A 17010-nucleotide genomic window follows, 5' to 3' on the forward strand; every position below is an offset into this window, starting at 1 on the left:
GGTGGCAGGCGTGAGGTTTTCGATCATCTTCGAGGCCCAACTCGCGGACCCGACCGTCGAACGCGAGCACCAGCTGTTCCACGACACCGTGGAACAGGCCGTGCTCGCCGAAAGCGCGGGGTTCGACCGCATCTGGGCCGTGGAGCACCACTCCCTCAAGTGGTATGCGCACATGAGTGCCCCCGAGATCTTCCTGACCTGGGTAGCGGCGCGCACCAGCACGATCCGTATCGGCCACGGCGTCGTGTGCATGCCGTTCGCCTTCAACCACCCGGCCCGCGTCGCCGAACGCGCCGCCACCCTCGACCTGCTCTCCGGCGGCCGGCTCGACCTGGGCGCCGGACGCGGCGGCACTCTCCAGGAGACCTCGCTGTGCGGTGTGGACAGGGAGCGCACCACCCAGGAGGTCGAGGAGGCGCTGCGGATCATCGGCGCCGCCTGGCAGAAGGACGAACTGGAGCACCACGGCCCGCTGCTCGACATCGACCCGCACCCGATCCTGCCCCGTCCCGCGCAACTGCCCCACCCGCCGCTGTTCCTCGCGTGCAGCCGCACCGAGACCCTCGCCCAGGCCGCCGAACTCGGCGTCGGGGCACTGGTGATGGGCTTCGCGGGACCCGGCTCCGTACGCGAGATGCGGGACGCCTACGACGCGGCGCGCGCCGCGCGTGACGGTGAGCGCTGCGTCTCCACCGAGGTCAACGACCACTTCGCTGTGCTCTGCCCCACGATCGTGCTCGACGACGCCGAGCGCGCCCGCGCCGTCGGCATCAGGGGCCAGCGCTTCTTCGCGCAGTCCATCAGCCACTGGTACGGCGGCGGAGGCGTACCCGACGAGGCCGTGGTCGAGGGCGCCGACGGAAAGGCGGAGGCTGCCGAGATGCGCCGGGCCGCCGAGCAGGTCGTGGCCAGGCTCCATGAGCAGGCCGTCCCCGTACGTCCCACCTCGACGGCCACCTTCCACGCCGAGCACGCCTACGGCAGCGCCGAGGACGCCGTCGCCTACGTCGAGCGGCTGCGCGACGCCGGGGCCGACGAGGTGATGTGCCTGATCCAGATGGGCACCGTTCCCCAGGAGGCGTGCGTGGAGACCATCAGGCAGTGGGGCGAGCACGTGATTCCGCACTTCCATGGGGGAGGGGCACGATGACCCGCTCGGAACCCGACCGTCTCGCGCCCGCCGCGCGGCCCCTCGTCCAGGCGCTCAGCGAGTTCTTCCCCGACGTCGGCGGCGCCGTCACCGACGCCGCCGAGGCCCGCCGTCTCCTCGCGCTCGCACCCGCGCACCCCTTGCCCCCGCCCCAGGTCAGCGAGGTCACCGACCGCACGGTGCCGGGACCCGAGGGCGCCCCGGAGCTGCCCGTGCGCATCTACCGCCCGTACGGGGAAGCGGGCCCGCGCCCGACCGTGGTCTTCCTGCACGGCGGGGGCTGGGTGCTGTGCGACCTGGAGACGCACGACCGTACGGCGCGCGAGCTGTGCCGCGCCTCGGGCGCCGTGCTCGTCTCGGTCGACTACCGGCTGGCGCCCGAGGTCCGCTTCCCCGAGCCCGTCGAGGACGCGTACGCCGCCGTGCGGTGGTGCGCGGCGCACGTGGACGAGCTGGGCGGCGATCCGGCTGCGCTCGTCGTGGCCGGGGACAGCGCCGGCGGCAGCCTCGCGGCCGGTGCCTCGCTGATGGCGCGGGACAGGGGCGGGCCCCGTATCGCGCTCCAGGCGCTGGTCTACCCGGCGACCGACTCCCGGGCCGACACCGACTCGCACCGTCTGAACGCGGAGGGCTACTACCTGACCCGGCGGGCGATGCGCTGGTTCGCCGAGCAGTACTTCGGCCCGGACGGCGACCGGGACCACCCCTACGCGGCCCCCGTACGCGCCGATCTGACCGGGCTGCCGCCCGCACATGTGGTGACGGCCGGGTGCGATCCGCTGTGCGACGAGGGAAGGGCGTACGCCGCGCGGCTGAGGGAGTTCGGGATCGGGGCTTCCGAAGGTCACTTTCCGACGATGTTCCACGGCTTCCTCGGCTTCGGCGAGCTGCTGCCGGAAGCCGCGGAGGCCATGCGGGGACTGGGCGAAGCTGTTGCCGCGGCCGGATCCTCCAGGAGGATTGGCGGTGGTGACCCCGGTCTCACCGCATAATCTCCTGTCATTTCCCCTTGAGCGGAGGACGGTCGCGTGGATACGCTTTCTTAACGCGAGTTTCTTCTGTGGAGGGGCCATCATGACGGAAATTCTTTCGCCATCGTCCGCCAAAGGCGCCGTTCCGCCGTCCGAAAGCGTCGCAGGCCATCCCGCCTGGACCACGCTGAAGACCGCGGTCGAGGCCATCAGGCCCGCCCAGTCCAAGGACGGATCGATCGACTTCGAGGCCGAGGGCGCCCCCACACGGCAGGCCGTCACGGCCGAGCTCGAACGGGTGGTCTCGGCCGTCGAAGAGCTGTCCCCGCTGCTGCCGCACGACGCCGGATACCACCGCGCGCTCGTCTCCGACCTGCGCCGCTGGGCGGACGGCGGCTTCGGCGTACCCGACTTCCTGGACTCGCTGCTCGCCTTCCAGCCGGCGCAGCACCGTGAGGACGGTCTCCAGCACCTGGTCGTCTTCGCGATGTACACGCAGAACGGCAACCCCGACCGCAACCTTGAGGCGGTCGTGCTGCGCATGGTCTGGCCGGACTGGCTCGCCGAACTGGAGCGCACCCGCTACGACAACCCGCTGTTCTGCGGCATCACCTTCGAGGACTTCACCTCCGGATACGACACGCACTCCGCCGTGCTCTTCCCGGAGACCATCGCCGTGCGCGAGGCGCCCGAGCGCTTCACCTGGGGCGGCATCTTCTGCGACCGTGAGGCGGCACGCTTCCGCCGCGTCGTGAACGCCGCCTGCGGGGTCACCAAGCTCGAACTCCCCGAGGAAGCACGGGAGATGCTCGCCGACCAGGAGCGCTGCCAGGAGACCTTCGTGCTCTGGGACATGGTCCACGACCGCACCCACAGCCACGGCGACCTGCCCTTCGACCCCTTCATGATCAAGCAGCGGCAGCCGTTCTGGATGTACGGCCTGGAGGAGCTGCGCTGCGACCTGACGGCCTTCCACGAGGCCGTGAAACTGGAGGCCGACGGCTTCCCGCAGGGTCGCGACGTGCAGTACGCGGTGATCCTGGAGCGCCTCTTCCGCTTCCCCGTCACCGGTGAGCGCAAGCGCAACTACGACGGCCTGGGCGGCCAGTTGCTCTTCGCCTACCTCCACCAGCACGACGCGCTGCGCTGGACGGACAACGCGCTCAGCATCGACTGGGACCGCGCACGGCAGGTCACCGTCGCGCTGCGCGAGGAGATCGAGACGCTCTACCGCGCGGGCATCGACCGCCCCAAGCTCGTCCACTGGTTCAAGGCGTACGAGCTGGTCTCCTCCTACCTCTCGCCGCACCCCGGATCCACCTGGGCCAAGGGCCCCGACGCGCTCGATCTGAGCCTGCCGCCGCGCAAGCTCGTCGACGAGGTGCTTCCGGACGAGTTTCCGCTCAGCATGTTCTATGAGGCACTCGCGAAGAAGCTCCGGAGTGTGATCGCATCGACCCAGGGCATCACCGCTCAGAGCCCGGTCCAGGCCGTCGCGGCATGAGCGGACAGCGGAGTGCCGAGCGCGAGGAGGCGACGACCATGACGGACGCGACAACGAGGCGCGGTTACGAAGGCAACGGCGAAGGCAGGCTCCACGGGGCCGTCATCGCCGTGGCGGGAGCCGCGGGCCCCGCGGGACAGGCGACGCTGCTGCGGCTCGCCGAGGAGGGCGCCACCGTGGTGGCGGCCGACGCGGACGTCGAGCGCCTCGCGCAGGCCGTGGACGCCGCGCGGTTCGCGCATGGAGGAGCGACCGTCACGGGTGACACGGTCGACCTGCTCAGCCTGGACGAGACACGTGCCTGGGCGGACAAGACGGAGAAGGAGTTCGGCCGTATCGACGGCCTCGTACACCTTGTCGGCGGATGGCGCGGATCCGCCTCGTTCGCGCAGACCGACCTCGCGGACTGGGAGACCCTGAACAACCTCCTGGTGCGCACGCTCCAGCACACCTCCCTCGCCTTCCAGGCGCCACTGGAGCGCGCGGGCAACGGCCGTTTCCTGCTGATCAGCGCGGCCGGCGCGAGCAAGCCCACCGCGGGCAACGCCGCCTACGCCGCGGCCAAGGCGGCGGCCGAGGCATGGACCCTCGCGCTGGGTGACGCCTTCCGCAAGGCGGGGGGCGAGGCAGGACCGCAGGCAGCCGCTGCCATCCTGGTGGTCAAGGCGCTGGTGAACGACCAGATGCGGGCCGACCGCCCGAACGCGAAGTTCGCGGGCTTCACGGACGTCAAGGACCTGGCCGAGTCCATCGCCGAGACCTGGACCACGCCCACCGAAGAGCTGAACGGAACCCGCCTGTGGCTGACGCCCAAGCCCTGACCCCGAACGCGGCACAGGAAACCGAAGCCAAGCGCCGCCACGACCCCGACGTACGCGGCTTCGCCAGCGACAACTACGCGGGAACGCACCCGGAGATCCTGGCGGCGCTCGCCGTGGCCAACGGCGGCCACCAGTCAGCGTACGGAGCCGACGCGTACACCGAGCACCTCCAGGACGTCATACGCAGCCACTTCGGGCGGCGTGCCGAGGCGTTCCCCGTCTTCAACGGCACCGGCGCCAACGTCGTCGCGCTCCAGGCGCTCACCGACCGCTGGGGCGCGGTCATCTGCGCCGACTCCGCGCACATCCACGTGGACGAGTGCGGCGCTCCCGAGCGCGTCGGCGGGCTCAAGCTGCTCACCGTGCCCACCGAGGACGGCAAGCTCACGCCCGAGCTGATCGACCGCGAGGCGTTCGGCTGGGACGACGAGCACCGCGCCATGCCGCAGGTCGTCTCGATCGCCCAGAACACCGAACTGGGCACGCTGTACACGGCCGAGGAGATACGGGTCCTGTGCGAGCACGCGCACGAGCGCGGGATGCGCGTCCACCTCGACGGCGCCCGCATCGCCAACGCCGCAGCCGCGCTCGACGTCCCGATGCGTGCCTTCACCAACGCGGCGGGCGTGGACATCCTCTCCCTGGGCGGCACCAAGAACGGCATGCTCTTCGGCGAGGCCGTCGTGGTGCTCGAACCGGACGCAGTCCGCCACATGAAGCACCTGCGCAAGCTGTCCATGCAGCTGGCCTCGAAGATGCGGTTCATCTCCGTGCAGTGGGAGGCCCTGCTGTCGGGGGACCTGTGGCTGCGCAACGCACGCCACTCCAACGCGATGGCCCGCCGCCTCGCCGAGGGCGTCGCGTCCGTCGACGGAGTGGAGCTCCTCCACCCCGTCCAGGCCAACGCCGTCTTCGCCCGCCTCCCGCACGACGTGAGCGAGCGCCTGCAGAAGCGGTACCGCTTCTACTTCTGGGACGAGGCGGCCGGTGACGTGCGCTGGATGTGCTCCTTCGACACCACCGAGCAGGACGTCGACGGGTTCCTCGCAGCGCTCCGCGAGGAGATGAACCGCTAACACCTCCCGTCCGGGTCGCGCGGCGCCGCCGTGGCCGCCCCGCACCGCCGGCCGGTGCGTCCGGGCTCCGGCACCAACGCGCCCTGCCCGGGCGGGACTTCCTCCTTTCCGGCCGCCCCGCTCCGGGCCGGCGTGGTGCGCGCGGGGCGACCCAGGAGGATGCCCGCGAACACCAGGGCGAGGCCGCACGCCTGCCGCGGGGTGAGGATCTCTCCGGCGAGAGTGGTGCCCAGGAGCACGCCGGTCACGGGGTTGAGGAGACCGATGAGCCCGACGGCCGAGGCGGGCAGATGGCGCAGGCCCGCGAACCAGGCGACGAAGGCCAGCGCCGTCGCCACCACGCTGACGTACCCGAACCCGAGGGCAGCGGGCGCGTCGAGCGCTGGCGGCGCTCCCTCGGCCAGCGCGGCGGCGGGCAGCAACAGCGCGCCGCCCGCGAGGAGTTGCCAGGAGGTCAGCGCGAGCACCTCCGGCCTGTCGGCCGCCCTGCTCCAGCGGGTGGCCAGGATGTAGCCGCACGAGGACATGACCATGGCGGCCACCGAGGCCAGCACACCCGCTCCGGAGGCCCCCGAGGCACCGGCGAACAGCATCAGGCAGACCCCGCCGATACCGATCGCCGCTCCCGACAGGGGAGCGAGGCGCGGCCGTTCGGCCAGCAGCGGCCAGGCGATCAGGATCATGGCCAGGGGCGAGGTCGCCATGATGGTCGACGCCAGGCTGGTGGGCAGCAGCTGGGCCGCGACGTAGACGAGGGCGAAGAAGCCGCCCATGTTGAGGACGCCGAGGACGAGCGCCTTCCACCACCACGCCCCGTGCGGCCGGGCGCGCGCCAGTGCCAGCAGCAGCAGTCCGGCGGGCAGCGCCCGGAACGCGGCCCCGTAGAGCGGGTGCTGGGGCGGCAGGAACTCCCGGGTGACGTAGTAGTTGGTGCCCCATGCCACGGGGGCGACGGCGGTGACCAGTGCCCACCGCAAAGTAGCTTCCATGGAAGCTATTATGCCTTCCTTGGAAGCTACAGTGGAAGAGTGCAGCAGAATCCGGATCACGTAGCCCGCATCCAGGCCGAGTGGCGCCGCGAACGGCCCGACCTCGACGTCGGTCCGCAGGGCGTGATCGGGCGGCTGCACCGGCTCGGCTCCCTGCTCACGGAGGAGCTGTGCGTCGTCTACCGCAGGTACGGGCTGAGCGAGGGCGAGTTCGACGTCCTGGCCGCGCTGCGGCGTGCGGGGGAGCCGTACGAACGCGCTCCCGGCGAGCTGGCGGCGCACACCATGGTCACGACGGGGGCGATGACCAAGCGTGTCGACCGCCTGGAGCGGAGCGGGCTGGTGACCCGGCGCCGCTCGGCAGCGGACGGCAGGGCGCGCGTCGTCGCGCTGACCGGCGCCGGCCTGAGCCTGATCGACCGCGCCTTCACCGAGCACATGCGCAACGAGCACCGCCTCCTGGAGGCCCTGGGCCCCGAGGAGGCCGCCCAGCTCGAAGGGCTCCTCACCGCGTGGCTGGCCAAGGCCGAGGAGCCGACCCGAACAGCTCCTCACAGCCCTCCAGCCCGCTGATCGTGATCGCGGGACGGCGGAAGCCCCAACGCTGGGGCTGGAGACAGGGGTTCGCGGCCCCCGTCACCGCACCGGCCGTGCCGGGCTGAGTTTCCGGTCGTGCGTGGGTACGTGGCCGGTCCGCGCGGGGGCGGATGCCGTACGCGCTGGAGACCGGGGACGTCGGCGGCCCGGCCCGGATGGCGGGGGCCGTTTGCCGCATGGGGGAGTGGCGGCTGGCCGTGGGGCGGCCGGACGGTTCCGGTAACTGTGCGGTGCCGTGGCCGCTGGCCGTGGGGCCGCCTGCCCGAGGGATTCCGCTTCAGGTCCCGGGGCGCGCTGTGCGCACGGTGAGCAAGGGGGCGCAGACGGACAGAAGTTACTTATAGGTATGTCGTGACTTACCACGCGACTGACAGTAGAACGTGTCCTCATTCATCGAGAGGGAGGAACGTCACATGGGTGCAAAAAGCGAGCGTGGTGAGGGTTTGACGGGCGTCTCACGGCGGAGGTTCGTCGCTGGAACGGGTTCTCTCCTCGGGGTGGCGGCTCTGGCCGGACACGGCGTCGCCACGAGGGCGGCTGCGGCTCCCGCAGCCGGTGTGATCGAGTCGGGCGCACAGATTCCGGCCCTGGTGATCGGTACCGGGTACGGCGGATCCGTCGCCGCGCTGCGCCTCGCTCAGGCGGGCGTCGAGGTGCACATGGTCGAGATGGGCATGGCCTGGGACGCCGCGGACTCGGACGGCAAGATCTTCGCCAACACCACCCGCCCTGACAGACGTTCCTACTGGCTTCGCACGAGAACCAAACAGCCCCTCAGCAACTTCCTCGGCTTCCCGCTCGACAAGGCCGTGCCGCGCTACACCGGCATCCTGGACGCCGAGGACTTCAGCGGTATCACCGTCTACCAGGGCCGGGGTGTCGGCGGCGGCTCGCTGGTCAACGGCGGGATGGCGGTCACACCCCGCCGCGAGCGATTAGGCGCCGTCCTGCCGACGGTGAGCGCGGAGGAGATGTACGGCGTCTACTACCCCCGCGCCAACGCGGGACTCGGCGTCAACGAGATCGACCCGTCCTGGTGGGACTCGACCGACTGCTACCAGTACGCGCGCGTGGGCCGTCGGCACGCCGAGCGCTCCGGTTTCCCGTTCGTCCTGGTGCCGAACGTCTACGACTTCGCGTACATGAGGCAGGAGGAGGCCGGGACCGTACCCAAGTCGGCTCTGGCGGCCGAGATTCTGTACGGGAACAACCACGGCAAGAAGTCGCTCCAGAAGACCTATCTTGCCCGGGCCAGAGCCACGGGCAAGGTCAGCATCTCGCCCCTGCACAAGGTCACCTCCGTCGCGCCGGCCGCGGGTGGCGGATACACCGTCGTCATCGAACAGCTCGACACCGGCGGGGTCCGTACGGCGACCAAGACCGTGACGGCGGGCAAGGTGTTCTTCGCCGCCGGCAGTGTCGGCACCAGCAAGCTGCTGACGAAGCTGCGTGCCACCGGTGCGCTGCCGGGCCTGAACGCCGAGACCGGCAAGGGCTGGGGCGACAACGGGAACGTGATGTGCGGGCGCGCGAACCATCTGTGGGACCCGACGGGCAGCCTGCAGTCGTCGATGCCCACAGCCGGCATCGACAACTGGGACGCGGGTGGCGCCTTCGCCGAGGTCGCGCCCCTGCCCACCGGGATCGAGACGTTCGCCTCCTTCTACCTGTCCATCACCAACAACCCGCACCGCGCGGAGTTCACATGGAACGCGTCGACCGGCGCGGTCGAGCTGAGCTGGCAGCGGTCCTGGAAACAGCCGTCCATCGAAGCGGCCAAGACGATCTTCGACAAGATCAACAAAAAGGAGGGGACGATCTACAGGACCGATCTCTTCGGCCTCTCCAAGATCTGGGGCGACCACCTCACCTACCACCCCCTCGGCGGCGCCGTCCTGGGCAAGGCGACCGACAACTACGGCCGCCTGCACGGCCATCCGGGCCTCTACGCCATCGACGGCTCCCTGATCCCGGGCAACACCACCGTCAACCCGTTCGTCACCATCACGGCGCTCGCCGAACGGAACATCGAGCAGATCATCGCCACGGATCTCTAGCCCTCCGCCCCCGCCTCGTGCCGCCTGCCCCCGTCCTCCCGGGGGCAGGGTCGGAGCGGGAGCGGGCCGGACGTGTCAGCGCCCCGGGAGCGCGCAGACCGTGTCGAGGCCGAGCACGTGGTTGAGCCTGCCGAACGCCAGCCAGGAGCCGACGCTCATGCTCAGTTCCACGATCTCCAACTGGCTGTAGTGCGCGGTCATCCGGGACCAGAACTCGTCGTCGAGGTTGTGGTGGTCCACGGCGTACCGCTCCGCGTACTCGGCCGCCAGCCGGGTGCGGTCGTCGAAGGCGTCGGTGGTGCGCCACTGGGTCACCGCCTCGGCGAACTCCTCCTCCACCTTCACGCCGTCGCGTTCCGTACGCCAGTCCAGGCAGAAGGCGCACCCGTTGATCTGGGCGATGCGCAGCCGCGCGGCCTCGAACTCGCGGAGCCCGAGGGTCGTATGGGCGTAGACGGACAGGGAGAAGTGCGCAGCGGCCGGACCGATGCCGGGGACCATCTCGCCCCACACGTACTCGATGGCGTCCTTGCCCTCGGGGATGTCGATGTTCATGGCCGCTTCCTTCCGAGTTTGCCGACCGCGGGACGTACCGGGATGTCGAGCGCGTCGTACAGTCCGGGTTCCGCCCGTGTCAGCCAGTCGATGGCGCCCACCAGGCGGCCGACCGCCGTGGCGTTGCCGCCCGCCGACCGGTTCTCGCCCTCGTCGGTGGCCTCCACGGTGACCTCTATGTGCGGCCGGCCCTCGATGACCACCCGGTGCGCACCGTCCCCGCCGTCCGGCGGCAGGGGCCAGTCGGGGGCGCAGGAGGGGTGGATACGGGTGATGTGCTCCACGACGATGCGGGGTTCGCCCTCCACGATGCCCATGACCTCGAAGCGCACGGCGCCCTGTGTGCCCTTCTCGAAATCGCCCATCGTGCGCGTGCTCACGGTGGTATCCAGCGGGCGCCGGTCCAACGTCTCGCGGATCTCGTCAAGTTCAGCGCCGAGGGCCCGCGCCATCAGGCGTATCTGCCCGCCCCAGATCATCGTCGGGACCGTCGGCGCGAGCATCGGCGGTTCGTAGTCCATCGGCTGTCCCATGCCGACCAGCGTGCGCACAGCGTCGGGCTGGTCGTAGGTGGAGTAGTCGAAGATCTCCTGGCAGCGGACCGCGTCGACGGTCGTGCCGAGCCCGCTGACGAACAGAGGCAGGACGTCGTTGGCCCAGCCAGGGTCGACGCCGGAGACGAGCAGCGAACCGCCGCCCTCAGCGATGGCGTCGAGGACGGGTTCGCGCAGTGCGGGCGGGGCGCTGCGCTGATCGTAGAGTGCGTAGAGCGCGGCGGTGACGACCACGGCGCCGGCCCGCAGCGCCCTGGTGATGTCGGCGAGGGCCTCGGCGGGACGGAGGTCACCTGACGCGGCATACACCACGGCGCGGGGCCTCTCCGCCAGCACCGCGCCGATGTCGTCGGTGGCCGCCACCCCCAGATCGCGATCGAGTCCGGCGAGGCGGCCCGCGTCGGTGCCGATCTTCGCCGGATCATGGACGAGGACGGCCGCGAGACTCAGCTCCGGTGCCGCCTCGACGGCACGGAGGGCGGCGCGTCCGACATTCCCGGTACCCCATACAACCGTCGGAATCATGCGCGGAGGGTAGCGGGAGGAGGGCGAGGTTCCTAGGGACACGCGCCCTCAACTCCGGTCGCCCGTACGTCCGTTCCTGCGTCCGCCCCGTCCGGAGAGCCGTCGGAGCCGTGGTCGGCCCGCCGTGCGGGGCGGCCGGAGGGGGAGCCCGTACGGGGCGGTCTTTAGGTCGCATAAATATGCGTTCACCCGCAAAGGCATTGCTTCGCCTGCCCGGCTCTCCGTACGCTCCCCGCATGCAGCTCACACCCGTGACCGCCGACGAGGCGGCCTACCTGGTCGCCGACGCCGCCGTCGACCACACCCACCCCGTCGTCCGCGAGACCGCGGCCCGCCTGAGTGCCGGGGTGGACGACCTCACCGGATATGCGCGCGCCGCCTTCGAGTTCGTACGCGACACCGTTCCGCACTCGGTGGACGCCGACGATCCGCGCATCACCTGGCGTGCCTCGGACGTGCTCGCCCGGCGGACCGGAATCTGCCATGCCAAGGCGCACGCGCTGGCCGCGCTCCTGCGCGCCGAGGGAATCCCGGCAGGGTTCTGTTACCAGAAACTGGATGTCCTGCACGGCATGATCGCGCTCAAGCTTCCCGGCGGTCGCTGGGTGAGGCAGGATCCGCGCGGCAACAAGCCCGGGGTGAACGCCCAGTTCCGGCTGGACCGCGAGCAACTCGCCTGGCCCGTACGTCCCGAGAAGGGGGAGTGCGACTACCCCGTGCTCTACGCCGAGCCGCATCCCGTGGTCCTCCGGGCGCTCCGCCTGGCCACGGACCGCGCCGAGCTGTGGCGACTCCTGGACACCGCGCTCTAGAAGACGGTGGCGTGATCCATACGACACAGGTGTCCGACGTGTTTCGGACCGGGTCTCGGCGTGAAGGATGGGATTACATAGGTGGTCGATACAAGTGACCTCTGGTAAAGCCTGTGTTACGGGGAGTCAGAACGTCATCGGCCGTTCACACCAGAGGTCGGAGCTGGAGGACAACATGTGCGGAATCACCGGGTGGGTCTCCTACGAGCGGAACCTGGTGTCCGAACGGGCGACCCTCGACGCGATGACCGAGACGATGTCGTGCCGAGGACCGGACGACAGCGGTGTCTGGGCGGCAGGGCCGGCCGCGCTGGGACACCGCAGGCTGGCCATCATCGACCTCCCAGGCGGCACCCAGCCCATGAGCGTCGACACCCCGGAGGGGCCCGTCGCGCTCGTCTACTCGGGGGAGACCTACAACTTCACCGAGCTGCGGCGCGAACTCGGCACCCGCGGACACAGGTTCACCACCGACTCCGACACGGAGGTCGTGCTCAGGGCCTACCTGGAGTGGGGCCCCGCGCTCGCCGAGCGGCTCAACGGCATGTACGCGTTCGCCATCTGGGACAGCCGCACCCGGCGCCTGGTCATGGTCCGCGACCGCATGGGCATCAAGCCCTTCTACTACGCCGAGACCGCCGACGGCGTCCTCTTCGGCTCCGAGCCCAAGGCCATCCTCGCCAACCCGCTCGCCCGCCGCGAAGTCGGACTCGACGGTCTGCGCGAGCTGTTCGCCTTCGTCAAGACCCCCGGCCACGCCGTGTGGGAGGGCATGCGTGAGGTCGAGCCGGGGACGGTCGTCACCGTCGGCGAGGACGGCATCCGTACCCATGTCTACTGGGAGCTGGAGACCCGCCCGCACACCGACAACAAGGACGAGTCCGTCGCCCATGTGCGCTCTCTCATGGACGACATCGTGCGCCGCCAGCTCGTCTCCGACGTGCCCCGCTGCACCCTGCTCTCCGGCGGCCTGGACTCCTCAGCCATGACGGCGCTGGCGGCCCAGCAACTGCGCGAGAGCGGCGAGACCGTACGCAGCTTCGCCGTCGACTTCGTTGGCCAGACCGAGAACTTCGTCGCCGACGAGCTGCGCGGCACCCCCGACACCCCCTTCGTCCACGATGTCGCCCGCGCCTCCGGCACCGAACACCAGGACATCGTCCTCAACTCCGACGACCTGGCCGACCCCGAGGTCCGCTCCCGCGTCATCAGGGCCAGGGACATACCCATGGGATTCGGCGACATGGACGCCTCCCTCTACCTCCTCTTCAAGGCCATCCGCCAGCACTCCACCGTCGCGCTCTCCGGGGAGTCGGCCGACGAGGTCTTCGGCGGGTACAAGCAGTTCTTCGACCCCGAGGCACGCAAGGGCCACACCTTCCCCTGGCTCGTCCGCCTGGAAGAGCACTTCGGCGACGACGGCAGCGTCCTCAACGACTCCGTGACCAGGGCGCTCGACCTGCCCGGATACATCGCCGACAGCTACTCGACGGCCGTCTCCGGCATCCAGCGCCTCGACGGCGAGAGCGACTTCGAATACCGGATGCGGCGCATCAGCCACCTCCACCTCACCCGGTTCGTACGCGTCCTGCTCGACCGCAAGGACCGCGCCAGCATGGCCGTCGGGCTGGAGGTGCGGGTGCCCTTCTGTGACCACCGGCTCGTCGAGTACGTCTACAACGCGCCCTGGGAGCTGAAGTCCTTCGACGGACGCGAGAAGAGCCTGCTGCGCGAGGCGACCGCGGACGTGCTGCCCCGTTCCGTTTACGACCGGGTCAAGAGCCCCTACCCCTCCACACAGGACCCCCGATACCACACGGCGCTCCAGGACAACGTCAAGGACCTGCTCGCCAAGCCGTCCCATCAGGTCTTCGACCTCGTCAGCAAGTCCTGGCTGGAGAAGGCGGTCAAGGTCGACACCCCGCAGATCACCCAGGCGTCCCGGCGCGGCCTGGAGCGCACGCTCGACCTGGCCCTGTGGATCGACATGTACTCACCGACGCTTACACTCTCTTGACCTGATCAAGACGAGACCATGGGGGGACGATGAGAGCCCAGGAAGATGCGGCACTCGAACTCGTCCTGTCGCTGCACCGGTTGCTGCGCACACTGCGCAGAGCGAGCCCGATGGGCGGGCTCCAGCCGACGCAGCTCATCGTCCTCTCCATGCTCACGGAGGCGGGCCCCAGCCGTGTCGGCGTCATCGCCGAGCGGGTCCCCTGCTCACAGCCGACGGCCACGGCCGTCGTCGCGGAGCTGGAGACCTCGGGGCTCGTCCGCAGAGAGCCCGACCCCACCGACGGCCGCGCCACCTGCGTCGCCCTCACCGACGAAGGTGCGCGCGCGCTCAGGGAGGTGGCACACGGCGAGGCCGAGGCGCTGCTCACGCGGCTGGGCTCGCTCTCCGAGAAGGAGGCGGCACAGGTGCTCGCGGCCGGCCCGCTGCTCCGGCTCCTCGCCGAGGCGGGGGGAGTGGGCGCCGCGCGCCGTACGGGCTGATCCGGCCGTACGGGCCGGCCCCGTCGTACGGGTCCGGCCGTACCGCTGACCCCGCCGTAACGCTGAGCCGCCGTACGGGCTGACCCACGTGCGTGACCGGCCGGTCGGCCGGTGCTCGCGCCCTGACTCGCGTTGCCGGGGCGGCTGTCAGGCGGGTGAAGCGGTTCTCAGAGCGCCTTCGCCTGCGCCGGTGTGGGGGCCGTGCCGCCGAGGTGTGCGGGCAGCCACCAGGTGTCGCCCTCGTTCTTGGGCACACCGGGGTACGCGCGCTGCGCCGACTCCAGCAGCTCGTTGACGCGCTCGCGCAGCCGCTCGGTCACGCTGACCGCCGACTCGTCCTGTCCCGCGTTCACCGGCTCACCGACCCGGATGCCGATCGGCAGGTGGTTGCGCCCGAAGTCCCGCTTGTGGCCCTTGGTCCACAGCCGCTGGGTGCCCCACAGCGCCATCGGGACCAGCGGGACCCGTGCCTCCTGCGCCAGCCGTGCCGCGCCCGACTTGAAGTCCTTGAGGGTGAACGAACGCGAGATCGTCGCCTCGGGGAAGACCCCGATGATCTCGCCGGAACGCAGCGCCTTCAGCGCGTGCGCGTAGGCGTGCTCGCCGCGCGAACGGTCCACCGGAATGTGCTTCATCGCGCGCATCAGCGGTCCGGAGACCTTGTGGCGGAAGACCGAGTCCTTGGCCATGAAACGGACCAGCCGCTTGGCGGGCCTGGCCGCCAGGCCCGTGAAGATGAAGTCGAGATAGCTGATGTGGTTGCTGACCAGGACGGCGCCGCCACGCGAGGGCACGTTCTCGGTGCCCTGGATGTCGAAGCGCAGGTCGAGTGCCTTGAACCACGCCCGTGCGGCGCCGATCACCGGCGGGTAGAGGAGATCTGCCACGTCGGGGGACCCTTCGTCTCGGTGCCTGGGGAGGGTTCTCCCGCCAGGAGGCTGGAACTTACGCATGCGTAACTTCCGGCTTCCGCAGATCGTTCCCCAAAGCCCTGCTCATGGCTAGCCCATGAACGGGCCAAGACGGAGATCCTCGTCACGGGTCCACGCGCACCCGTCCGGCCTGCGAGCCGGGCCCCTCCGGCGGAAGCCTCCCCCGAAGCTCCACGGGTCTCCCCGGAAGGCGGGAAGAAACCGGGCAGGCGCAGACTTCACCGAGGGAAGAGCACGTCAGGGCGGGCGCCGTCAGGGCGGGGGAAGCACGTGAGAACGGAGGAGACGATGGCCGACTGGCCGAGCGGCATGACATGGGGGACCCGCGCGACCCTCGTGCAGTTCTCCAGCGCCTTCTGCCAGCCCTGCAGGGCGACACGGCGCACCCTCGACGAGATCAGCTCCATGGTCGAGGGCGTCGCGCACATCGAGATCGACGCCGAGGACCACCTCGACCTCGTACGCGAACTGGACATCCGGCGCACACCCACCGTGCTCGTGCTCGACGCGCAGGGGCGGATCGTCCGCAGGGCCTCGGGCCAGCCGCGCCGCGCCGATGTCATCGCCGCGCTCGGCGCGGCCATAGCGTGACCCGGCCCCCGGTCTCCCGCTCTGTACGCCCCGCCCCGCCCCGCCCACGCGCCCGCTCCTGTCCCGCCCCGAAGCCCTCAGCCCCCGCCCCCCTGGCCGCCTCGGCGTGATCCAGATCCCTCCCGCCGACACTCGCGTCCTCCAGGCCCCCGTGATGGAGTTGGGGCGGTCACTCTCCTCGTTGGCCAGGTCACAGTTCGCGGGTCTTGAGAACGGGGAATGTGCCGGGTGTACTGACGAGTAATATTGTGGACGGACGCTGGTCCACCGGACCGGAACCCGTAAGTCGAAGCAGTAGGAGAGCCGGCGTGAGCTTGAGGATCGTTGTCTGTGTGAAGTATGTGCCTGACGCTGCGGGTGACCGGCGTTTCGCGGAGGATCTGACCACTGACCGCGAGTCGGTCGACGGTCTGCTCTCGGAGTTGGACGAGTACGCGGTGGAGCAGGCGTTGCAGATCGCGGCCGGGTCCGACGACGCGGAGGTCACGGTGTTGACCGTGGGTCCTGAGGACGCGAAGGACGCGCTGCGCAAGGCGTTGTCGATGGGCGCGGACAAGGCGGTGCATGTCGAGGACGAGGACCTGCACGGTACGGACGCGCTGGGTACGTCGCTGGTGTTGGCCACGGCGGTCGAGAAGACCGGCTTTGACCTGGTCGTGTGTGGTATGGCCTCGACCGACGGGACGATGGGTGTGCTGCCCGCCATGCTCGCGGAGCGGCTGGGTGTCGCGCAGGTGACGCTGTTGTCCGAGGTTTCGGTGACCGACGGCAAGGTCAATGGCCGGCGTGACGGTGACACGGCGACCGAGCATCTGGAGGCTCCTTTGCCCGCTGTGGTCTCGGTGACCGACCAGTCGGGCGAGGCGCGTTACCCCTCGTTCAAGGGGATCATGGCGGCGAAGAAGAAGCCGGTTGTGTCGCTGGACCTGGACGATCTGGACCTGGAGGCCGGGCAGGTGGGCCTGGAGGGTGCGTGGTCGCGGGTCGAGGAGGCGAGGGAGCGTCCGGCGCGTACGGCGGGCACCGTCGTCAAGGACGAGGGCGAGGGCGGCAAGCAGCTCGCCGAGTACCTCGCGGGCCAAAAGTTCCTCTGAGTCCCTTCCGCCCCTTGGGCCCAACGCCCCCCAGACATCCCGTAACCGCAGGAGTGCAATCTCATGGCTGAAGTCCTTGTTTATGTCGACCACGTGGACGGCGCGGTCCGCAAGCCCACCCTGGAGCTTTTGACCCTGGCCCGCCGTCTGGGCGAGCCGGTCGCCGTGCACCTGGGCCCGGGCGCCGAGCAGGCCGCCACGGTCCTGGGTGAGTACGGCGCCACGCGTGTACTGGCCGCCGATGCGCCGGAGTTCGGCGACTACCTCGTCGTCCCGAAACTCG

Annotated in this window: 16 protein-coding genes and 1 pseudogene; 13 read left to right on the forward strand and 4 right to left on the reverse strand. The window is 70.2% G+C overall.

Going from position 1 to position 17010, the window contains the following annotated elements:
- Nucleotides 1–10: 10 nt before the first annotated feature.
- The 5 genes from NMN56_RS36100 to NMN56_RS36120 all read left to right on the forward strand — a co-directional run bounded on the left by NMN56_RS36100 (nt 11) and on the right by NMN56_RS36120 (nt 5522).
- Nucleotides 11–1150, forward strand: coding sequence for an LLM class flavin-dependent oxidoreductase (locus tag NMN56_RS36100; protein WP_274042558.1), 1140 nt, complete (start codon nt 11–13; stop codon nt 1148–1150).
- On the forward strand, nt 1147–2142 hold the full coding sequence (locus tag NMN56_RS36105; RefSeq protein ID WP_274042559.1) for an alpha/beta hydrolase: 996 nt from the start codon (nt 1147–1149) through the stop codon (nt 2140–2142). The genes NMN56_RS36100 and NMN56_RS36105 overlap by 4 nt, the downstream gene beginning before the upstream one ends.
- A gap of 82 nt (nt 2143–2224) precedes the next feature.
- Entirely contained in the window at nt 2225–3625 is a 1401-nt protein-coding gene (locus tag NMN56_RS36110) for a DUF6421 family protein (protein ID WP_274042560.1), read from the forward strand.
- A 38-nt stretch (nt 3626–3663) separates the two neighbouring features.
- Nucleotides 3664–4446, forward strand: coding sequence for an SDR family NAD(P)-dependent oxidoreductase (locus NMN56_RS36115; protein ID WP_274042561.1), 783 nt, complete (start codon nt 3664–3666; stop codon nt 4444–4446).
- The gene (locus tag NMN56_RS36120; protein ID WP_274042562.1) at nt 4425–5522 is read left to right on the forward strand and encodes a threonine aldolase family protein; all 1098 of its coding nucleotides are present in this window, start codon (nt 4425–4427) and stop codon (nt 5520–5522) included. The genes NMN56_RS36115 and NMN56_RS36120 overlap by 22 nt, the downstream gene beginning before the upstream one ends.
- Here NMN56_RS36120 and NMN56_RS36125 read toward each other — a convergent pair.
- Nucleotides 5519–6511, reverse strand: coding sequence for a DMT family transporter (locus tag NMN56_RS36125; protein WP_274042563.1), 993 nt, complete (start codon nt 6509–6511; stop codon nt 5519–5521). The two genes, NMN56_RS36120 and NMN56_RS36125, sit on opposite strands and share 4 nt — an antisense overlap.
- A 39-nt stretch (nt 6512–6550) precedes the next feature.
- On the opposite strand from NMN56_RS36125, the gene NMN56_RS36130 reads away from it, so the two are divergent.
- The gene (locus NMN56_RS36130) at nt 6551–7084 is read left to right on the forward strand and encodes a MarR family winged helix-turn-helix transcriptional regulator (RefSeq protein WP_274042564.1); all 534 of its coding nucleotides are present in this window, start codon (nt 6551–6553) and stop codon (nt 7082–7084) included.
- Between the two features lie 437 nt (nt 7085–7521).
- Entirely contained in the window at nt 7522–9165 is a 1644-nt protein-coding gene (locus NMN56_RS36135; RefSeq protein WP_274042565.1) for a GMC oxidoreductase, read from the forward strand.
- Between the two features lie 75 nt (nt 9166–9240).
- Here NMN56_RS36135 and NMN56_RS36140 read toward each other — a convergent pair whose 3' ends face one another.
- Both NMN56_RS36140 and NMN56_RS36145 read right to left on the reverse strand, forming a co-directional pair.
- The gene (locus NMN56_RS36140; RefSeq protein ID WP_274042566.1) at nt 9241–9720 is read right to left on the reverse strand and encodes a carboxymuconolactone decarboxylase family protein; all 480 of its coding nucleotides are present in this window, start codon (nt 9718–9720) and stop codon (nt 9241–9243) included.
- Nucleotides 9717–10799, reverse strand: a complete 1083-nt coding sequence (locus tag NMN56_RS36145; RefSeq protein WP_274042567.1) for an NAD(P)H-dependent amine dehydrogenase family protein — start codon at nt 10797–10799, stop codon at nt 9717–9719. Before NMN56_RS36145 ends, NMN56_RS36140 begins: the two co-directional genes overlap by 4 nt.
- 236 nt (nt 10800–11035) lie before the next feature.
- Here NMN56_RS36145 and NMN56_RS36150 point away from each other — a divergent pair, with 236 nt between their 5' ends.
- The 3 genes from NMN56_RS36150 to NMN56_RS36160 all read left to right on the forward strand — a co-directional run bounded on the left by NMN56_RS36150 (nt 11036) and on the right by NMN56_RS36160 (nt 14110).
- Nucleotides 11036–11611, forward strand: a complete 576-nt coding sequence (locus tag NMN56_RS36150; protein ID WP_274042568.1) for a transglutaminase family protein — start codon at nt 11036–11038, stop codon at nt 11609–11611.
- 175 nt (nt 11612–11786) lie between these two features.
- On the forward strand, nt 11787–13628 hold the full coding sequence (gene asnB, locus NMN56_RS36155; protein ID WP_274042658.1) for an asparagine synthase (glutamine-hydrolyzing): 1842 nt from the start codon (nt 11787–11789) through the stop codon (nt 13626–13628).
- Between the two features lie 29 nt (nt 13629–13657).
- Nucleotides 13658–14110, forward strand: coding sequence for a MarR family winged helix-turn-helix transcriptional regulator (locus tag NMN56_RS36160; protein ID WP_274042569.1), 453 nt, complete (start codon nt 13658–13660; stop codon nt 14108–14110).
- A gap of 167 nt (nt 14111–14277) precedes the next feature.
- Here the strand turns inward: NMN56_RS36160 and NMN56_RS36165 are convergent, their stop codons facing one another.
- Nucleotides 14278–14997: a lysophospholipid acyltransferase family protein gene (locus NMN56_RS36165; RefSeq protein ID WP_274042570.1), complete on the reverse strand. Its 720-nt coding sequence runs from the start codon at nt 14995–14997 to the stop codon at nt 14278–14280.
- Nucleotides 14998–15330: 333 nt separating this feature from the next.
- Between NMN56_RS36165 and NMN56_RS36170 the strand changes: the two genes are divergently transcribed.
- The 3 genes and pseudogenes from NMN56_RS36170 to NMN56_RS36180 all read left to right on the forward strand — a co-directional run.
- Nucleotides 15331–15633, forward strand: coding sequence for a TlpA family protein disulfide reductase (locus NMN56_RS36170; protein WP_274042571.1), 303 nt, complete (start codon nt 15331–15333; stop codon nt 15631–15633).
- A 308-nt stretch (nt 15634–15941) separates the two neighbouring features.
- Nucleotides 15942–16727 (forward strand): electron transfer flavoprotein subunit beta/FixA family protein, encoded by a 786-nt coding sequence (locus tag NMN56_RS36175; RefSeq protein ID WP_274042572.1) that lies wholly within the window; start codon nt 15942–15944, stop codon nt 16725–16727.
- A 63-nt stretch (nt 16728–16790) separates the two neighbouring features.
- Nucleotides 16791–17010, forward strand: a pseudogene (locus NMN56_RS36180) (electron transfer flavoprotein subunit alpha/FixB family protein); the annotation flags it as partial.

The organism is Streptomyces iconiensis (assembly GCF_028657195.3).
Classification (GTDB): Bacteria; Actinomycetota; Actinomycetes; order Streptomycetales; family Streptomycetaceae; genus Streptomyces; species Streptomyces iconiensis.

Excerpts from the sequence above, each read along its gene's own strand:
- NMN56_RS36105 (WP_274042559.1), top strand. The coding sequence starts at position 1,147 with ATGACCCGCTCGGAACCCGACCGTCTCGCGCCCGCCGCGCGGCCCCTC.
- NMN56_RS36110 (WP_274042560.1), top strand. The coding sequence starts at position 2,225 with ATGACGGAAATTCTTTCGCCATCGTCCGCCAAAGGCGCCGTTCCGCCG.
- NMN56_RS36115 (WP_274042561.1), top strand. The coding sequence starts at position 3,664 with ATGACGGACGCGACAACGAGGCGCGGTTACGAAGGCAACGGCGAAGGC.
- NMN56_RS36125 (WP_274042563.1), bottom strand. The coding sequence starts at position 6,511 with ATGGAAGCTACTTTGCGGTGGGCACTGGTCACCGCCGTCGCCCCCGTG.
- NMN56_RS36135 (WP_274042565.1), top strand. The coding sequence starts at position 7,522 with ATGGGTGCAAAAAGCGAGCGTGGTGAGGGTTTGACGGGCGTCTCACGG.
- NMN56_RS36140 (WP_274042566.1), bottom strand. The coding sequence starts at position 9,720 with ATGAACATCGACATCCCCGAGGGCAAGGACGCCATCGAGTACGTGTGG.
- NMN56_RS36145 (WP_274042567.1), bottom strand. The coding sequence starts at position 10,799 with ATGATTCCGACGGTTGTATGGGGTACCGGGAATGTCGGACGCGCCGCC.
- NMN56_RS36150 (WP_274042568.1), top strand. The coding sequence starts at position 11,036 with ATGCAGCTCACACCCGTGACCGCCGACGAGGCGGCCTACCTGGTCGCC.
- asnB (WP_274042658.1), top strand. The coding sequence starts at position 11,787 with ATGTGCGGAATCACCGGGTGGGTCTCCTACGAGCGGAACCTGGTGTCC.
- NMN56_RS36160 (WP_274042569.1), top strand. The coding sequence starts at position 13,658 with ATGAGAGCCCAGGAAGATGCGGCACTCGAACTCGTCCTGTCGCTGCAC.
- NMN56_RS36170 (WP_274042571.1), top strand. The coding sequence starts at position 15,331 with ATGGCCGACTGGCCGAGCGGCATGACATGGGGGACCCGCGCGACCCTC.